We start from the raw sequence: 4539 nt of genomic DNA on the forward strand, positions 1-4539 counted from the left end.
GCGGGCACGACGTCCGTGTGGCCGATGGTCGCGATCTGCTTGGCCGAGGCGCCGGGCACGTCCGCGTAGCCGATGTGGCCGTCGCAGTCGTGCGCGTCGAGCCCGAGGCGCGAGGCGATGCCCAGCGCGCGGGAGAGCGCCTCGTAGGGGGCGGGGCCGTAGGGCTTGCCCGGCTCGGCGTGATCCAGGTCCTCGACCGAGTTGACCTGCACGAGGGAGTCGATGTCTGCGACTATGGCCTCCCAGTTCTTCTCCGCGAACTCCTTGGCGCGGGCTTTCAGTTCCTCGTCTGTCATGGCTACCTCCGGATGGGTGCGCGATGTGTGGTGTCCAACATCTGTGTAGTGTAACATTTTGGCAACATTGGGCACGAGCGCCTCCGCGTACGGTATGCGGGGCTACCGCGTGCGCTTGGTGCCCACCGTGACGTCGGGCCAGACGAACTCCGCGTTGCCCGCCTCTCCCCCGTCGATGAGGAGGCACTGGCCGGTCATGAAGCGGTTGGTCACGCCCACGAAGTAGACCCACTCCGCGATCTCGCGGGGCGTGGCCCAGCGGCGCAGCGGCGTGAGCGACATGATGCGCGACCACAGAGCCTCGTCCTCCATGACGGGACGGTTGAGCTCCGTCATGACGCCGCCGGGGTCGACGCTGTTGGCGATGGCCTGCGGCGCCACGCGGAGCGCCAGGTTCTTGGTGTACGCGATGACGCCGCCCTTGCTGGCCGCGTACTGGGGGAACTCCGAGCCGTTGTGGCCGGAGGATGAGCCCACGTTGACGATGGAGCGCAGCTCCGGCGTGGGTTGGGACATGCTCACGAAGCCGTAGCGCTCGCACACGTTTATGGTGCCCTTGAGGTTGACGTCGATGTCGTCCGGGGTGTCCTGCACGCCTGCGCAGTTGACGATGACGGCCGGCGCGGGAAGGTCGGGCAGGGCCGCGGCGTCGCGCACGTCGGCAACGTGGTGGCGGTAGCCCGCGCGCTCGAACGGCGCCTCGCGCACGTCGAGGCCGTCGACCTCGTGCCCGCGCTCGAGGAAGAGCTCCGCTATGGCGCGGCCGATGCCGCCCGACGCGCCCGTGACCAGCACGCTCACGCTAGGCCTCCCCCACGGTCGAGGCGGACTTGGACTGCGCGCCGTCGCCCTCAGTAGGATGCGCGGCCAGGTACTCCTCGCCCACGCCGTCGCGCTCCCACGCGCGCACCGCACGGAAGCCCACGGGGCTCAGCACGACCTCGCACAGGAGCTCGACCAGGGCACCCGTGATGGAGCAGCTGATGACCTGCGCCCACGTCCAGCCAAAGAACGTGTGGCTCACGATGATGGCGAAGGTGAGGTTGTCGACAATCTGCCCCACGAGCGTGGAGGCGTACGCGCGCTTGGCGAAGGAGCCGAAGCCGTCGTTGCTGGCGAGCCTGCGGCCGATGAACTGGTTGAGCAGGGAGTTCGTGGCAGACGAGAGGAGCATGGAGACCGAGCTGCCGAACACCACGAACCAGCTGCCCGCGATGGTGGCGTTGAGCCCTTGGTCCACGGCCGCAAGCCCCGACGTGTAGTAGGCGCCCCAGTGGCCGGGCGCGAGGCTCACAAGCCAGAGGAGGACGGCCACGGCAAGGTTGGTGACGAGCGCGAAGACCGAGACCATGATCGAGGCACGGGCGCCAAAGCGCTTGGTGATCATGTCCATGCAGAGGAAGGACACCCAGCTCAGCGTGATGCCGCAGTCGAGCGCGAGGTACGGGAGCGAGACGAGCTCCTTGTTGGCGAGCAGGTTCATGAGGACGACGCTGAGCGTGAACAGCGCGACGTTGGTGCTGGGGACGTTTCGCAAGAGCAGCCGGTAGTCCTCGAGTGTCTTCTTGAGCATGTGTTCTTCTCCCTTGGTTTTAGGTTTAACGAGCAGGATTTAGGACCCGAACTGCTCGGCCGGCGCCTTGTGCGCCGCGCGTTGGTTAGACTAGCATATCGTCGGCCGCCCGCGCGCCCGCGCGGGGCCGTTGACGTCTGGAGGACATGGTGCAGAGCTCGACAGGGTACGTTCCGTCACACGAGGCGCCCGCAGGGCTGTGGCCGCCGTGCTTTGGGGCGGCGATCTTCGACTTCGACGGCACCATTTCCGACACGGCGAGCCTGTGGGAGCGCGTGGACGAGGCCTTTTTGGGGTCGCGCGGCCATGCCGTACCCGAGGACTACGCGCGCAAGATGTCGACGCTGGGGTTCGAGGCGGGCGCGCGCTACACGATCGAGCGCTTTGGCCTGCACGACAGCGTTCGGGAGATCTGCGACGAGTGGAACGCCATGGGACGCGCGCTCTACCGCGACGAGGCGAGGCTGCTTCCCGGCGCGCAGGAGTACATACAGGCGCTGCGCGGGCGCGGCGTGCGCATCGCCCTCGCGACCACGAACGACCCCGACGTGCTCGACTCCATGCGCGGCATCGACATGGACGCCCTCTTCGACGTGCGCGTGCACGGCAAGGAGGTGCCCGTCCCCAAGAGCAAGCCGGACATCTACCTCGAGGCGGCCCGCAGGCTGGGGGCGGAGCCCCGGGAGTGCATCGTGTTCGAGGACCTGGCGGCGGGCATCAGGAGCGCGTCGGGCGCGGGCATGCTGACCTGCGGCGTCGTCTCCAACGACCCCACGCAGGACCTGGAGGAGGTCCGCGCGGCGGCGGACCTCCTGCTGTGGGACTGGCGGGACATCCACCTCTCGTGACGGGCGGCCCGGGCGCTGCCGTCCGGGCCGCGGCGTCCGGCTAGAAGTCGAGGCGCATGAGCCTCGCGATGGACACGATGTAGATCCTGAGCGCCTGCCTGAGCGTCTCCTCCGCGACGCCCTCGTCGGGGCCGTGCTCGGGGCCGACCCAGCTCGGCAGCTTGGCCGTGGGCTCGTTCGCGCCGAACGCGCAGGCGCGCTTGAAGTTGCGCGCGTACGTGCCGCCGCCGATGACCTGGGCCTTGGCGGGCCTGCCGGAGTACTCGGAGTACGTGTCGAGCAGCGTCCTGATGGGCGCGGACGACGGGTCGATGTAGAACGGCACCTTCACGCCGTCCACGCCGAACGCGCAGCCGTGCTGGGCGGCCAGGTCCGCCAGCGTCGACTCAATCTGCGCGTCCGTGATCGACGTGGGGTAGCGGGCGTCCATCGTCTGCACGAAGCCGCCGTCCACGGTGCGGACCGTGCCGCCGATGCACGTGAGGGGGCCGAACTTCTCGTCCGCGGACGCGATGCCGAGCGACGAGCCGTCCGTCGACGCCGAGCAGAGCAGGTGCTCGAGCGAGAGGAACGAGCGCTCGGGCTCGTTGCAGACGCCGTGGTCGAGGAGGTAGTCCGCCAGCATGCCGATGGCGTTGCGCGTCCCCGCGGGAAGCGAGGCGTGGCCTCCGATGCCGTGCGTGCGCACGAGGCACGTCCCGTCGGCACGCTCCTCGACCTCGATGCCCTCGCGCGGCTCGAGCTCGCCCGCACCGGCGCGCACGACGGCCTCCGCCTGGCCGGGGATGGCGTTGGCGACGGTGCCCGCGTTGAGGCTCACGATCCTCGCACCCGGCTCGTCCGCGAGCCTCCCGGTCGTGAAGTGGCCGTGGAAGACGCCCTTCTCGCCGCAGATGAGCGGGAAGTCGGCGTCAGGCGTGAAGGCGAAGGCGGGCTCCGGATAGTGCCTGAGGTACCACTTGAGGTCGCCCATCTCGCACTCCTCCTCGTTGCCCACGAGGCAGCGCAGCGTGTACGGGAGGGGCTTGCCCGTCTCCTCCACCTGGTGCCTAAAGAAGTTCGCGGCATAGAGCGACAGCACGAACGGGCCCTTGTCGTCCAGCACGCCACGTCCCAGGAGGTATCCCTCGCGACGCGTCACGTCAAAGGGGTCGACGGTCCAGCCGAGGCCCTCGGGCACCACGTCCGTGTGCGCGATGGTCGCGATCTGGGTGTCGGACGCGCCCCTGAGGTCCGCGTAGCCTATGTAGCCCTCGCACTCGTGCGCGTCGAGTCCCAGGCGCGACGCGATGCCGAGCGCCGCCACCAGCGCGTCGTGGCTCGCCTTGCCCCAGGGCATGCCGGGCCTCGCGCCCTCGCGGTCCCTCACGGAGGGTATCCTCACCAGGGTGCGGATGTCGCTCACGACGTCCTCCCACACCTCGTCCACGTACGCGTCAGCCGCGCGCTTCAGTTCCTCGTCTGCCACGGGTCCCCCAATCGTCTGTATTCCGCATCGCATCCCATGGTACACGTAGCGTCGCGCGCAGGCCGCACGGCCCGCGTCCGCCCGGAACATGGGCGCACAAAAAGCGCGGCCCACCGTGCACCGCACGACGGACCGCGAATCACCCGCAGGCGTATGCCTGCGCCTTAGCGACTTCTGTTTGAGCTAGATCTTACGGACGTTGGAAGCCTGGAGCTTGCCGTTCTGGCCAGTGGTGATGTCGAACTCGACAGCCTGACCCTCGTCAAGAGTCTTGTAGCCGTCCATCTGGATCTCGGAGTAGTGGACGAACAGGTCGTCGCCATCCTCGCGGGAGATGAAGCCGTAGCCCTTGTC

General features: G+C 68.6%; 5 protein-coding genes and 1 pseudogene. 1 reads left to right on the plus strand and 5 read right to left on the minus strand.

The window, feature by feature from the left end; translation table 11 throughout:
* The 3 genes and pseudogenes from ACI38Z_RS02545 to ACI38Z_RS02555 form a co-directional block, all read right to left on the minus strand.
* Nucleotides 1-296, minus strand: a pseudogene (locus ACI38Z_RS02545) (Sapep family Mn(2+)-dependent dipeptidase); the annotation flags it as partial.
* Nucleotides 297-398: 102 nt separating this feature from the next.
* A complete protein-coding gene (locus tag ACI38Z_RS02550; RefSeq protein WP_439788618.1) occupies nt 399-1097 on the minus strand; it encodes an SDR family NAD(P)-dependent oxidoreductase in 699 nt (232 codons plus the stop codon).
* A gap of 1 nt (nt 1098) precedes the next feature.
* Nucleotides 1099-1869, minus strand: coding sequence for a VUT family protein (locus ACI38Z_RS02555; protein ID WP_439788619.1), 771 nt, complete (start codon nt 1867-1869; stop codon nt 1099-1101).
* Nucleotides 1870-2018: 149 nt separating this feature from the next.
* Here ACI38Z_RS02555 and ACI38Z_RS02560 point away from each other — a divergent pair, with 149 nt between their 5' ends.
* Complete coding sequence (locus ACI38Z_RS02560; RefSeq protein ID WP_439788620.1) at nt 2019-2717, plus strand: HAD family hydrolase; 699 nt, start codon at nt 2019-2021, stop codon at nt 2715-2717.
* Between the two features lie 40 nt (nt 2718-2757).
* On the opposite strand, the gene ACI38Z_RS02565 is transcribed toward ACI38Z_RS02560, so the two are convergent.
* Both ACI38Z_RS02565 and ACI38Z_RS02570 read right to left on the minus strand, forming a co-directional pair.
* Nucleotides 2758-4185, minus strand: a complete 1428-nt coding sequence (locus tag ACI38Z_RS02565; protein ID WP_439788621.1) for a Sapep family Mn(2+)-dependent dipeptidase — start codon at nt 4183-4185, stop codon at nt 2758-2760.
* Nucleotides 4186-4368: 183 nt separating this feature from the next.
* Nucleotides 4369-4539, minus strand: a 171-nt coding sequence (locus ACI38Z_RS02570; protein ID WP_439788622.1) for a cold shock domain-containing protein, incomplete at its 5' end; no start/stop codon positions are given.

Origin of the sequence: Parafannyhessea sp. (assembly GCF_051876455.1) — a bacterium.
GTDB lineage: Bacteria > Actinomycetota > Coriobacteriia > Coriobacteriales > Atopobiaceae > Parafannyhessea.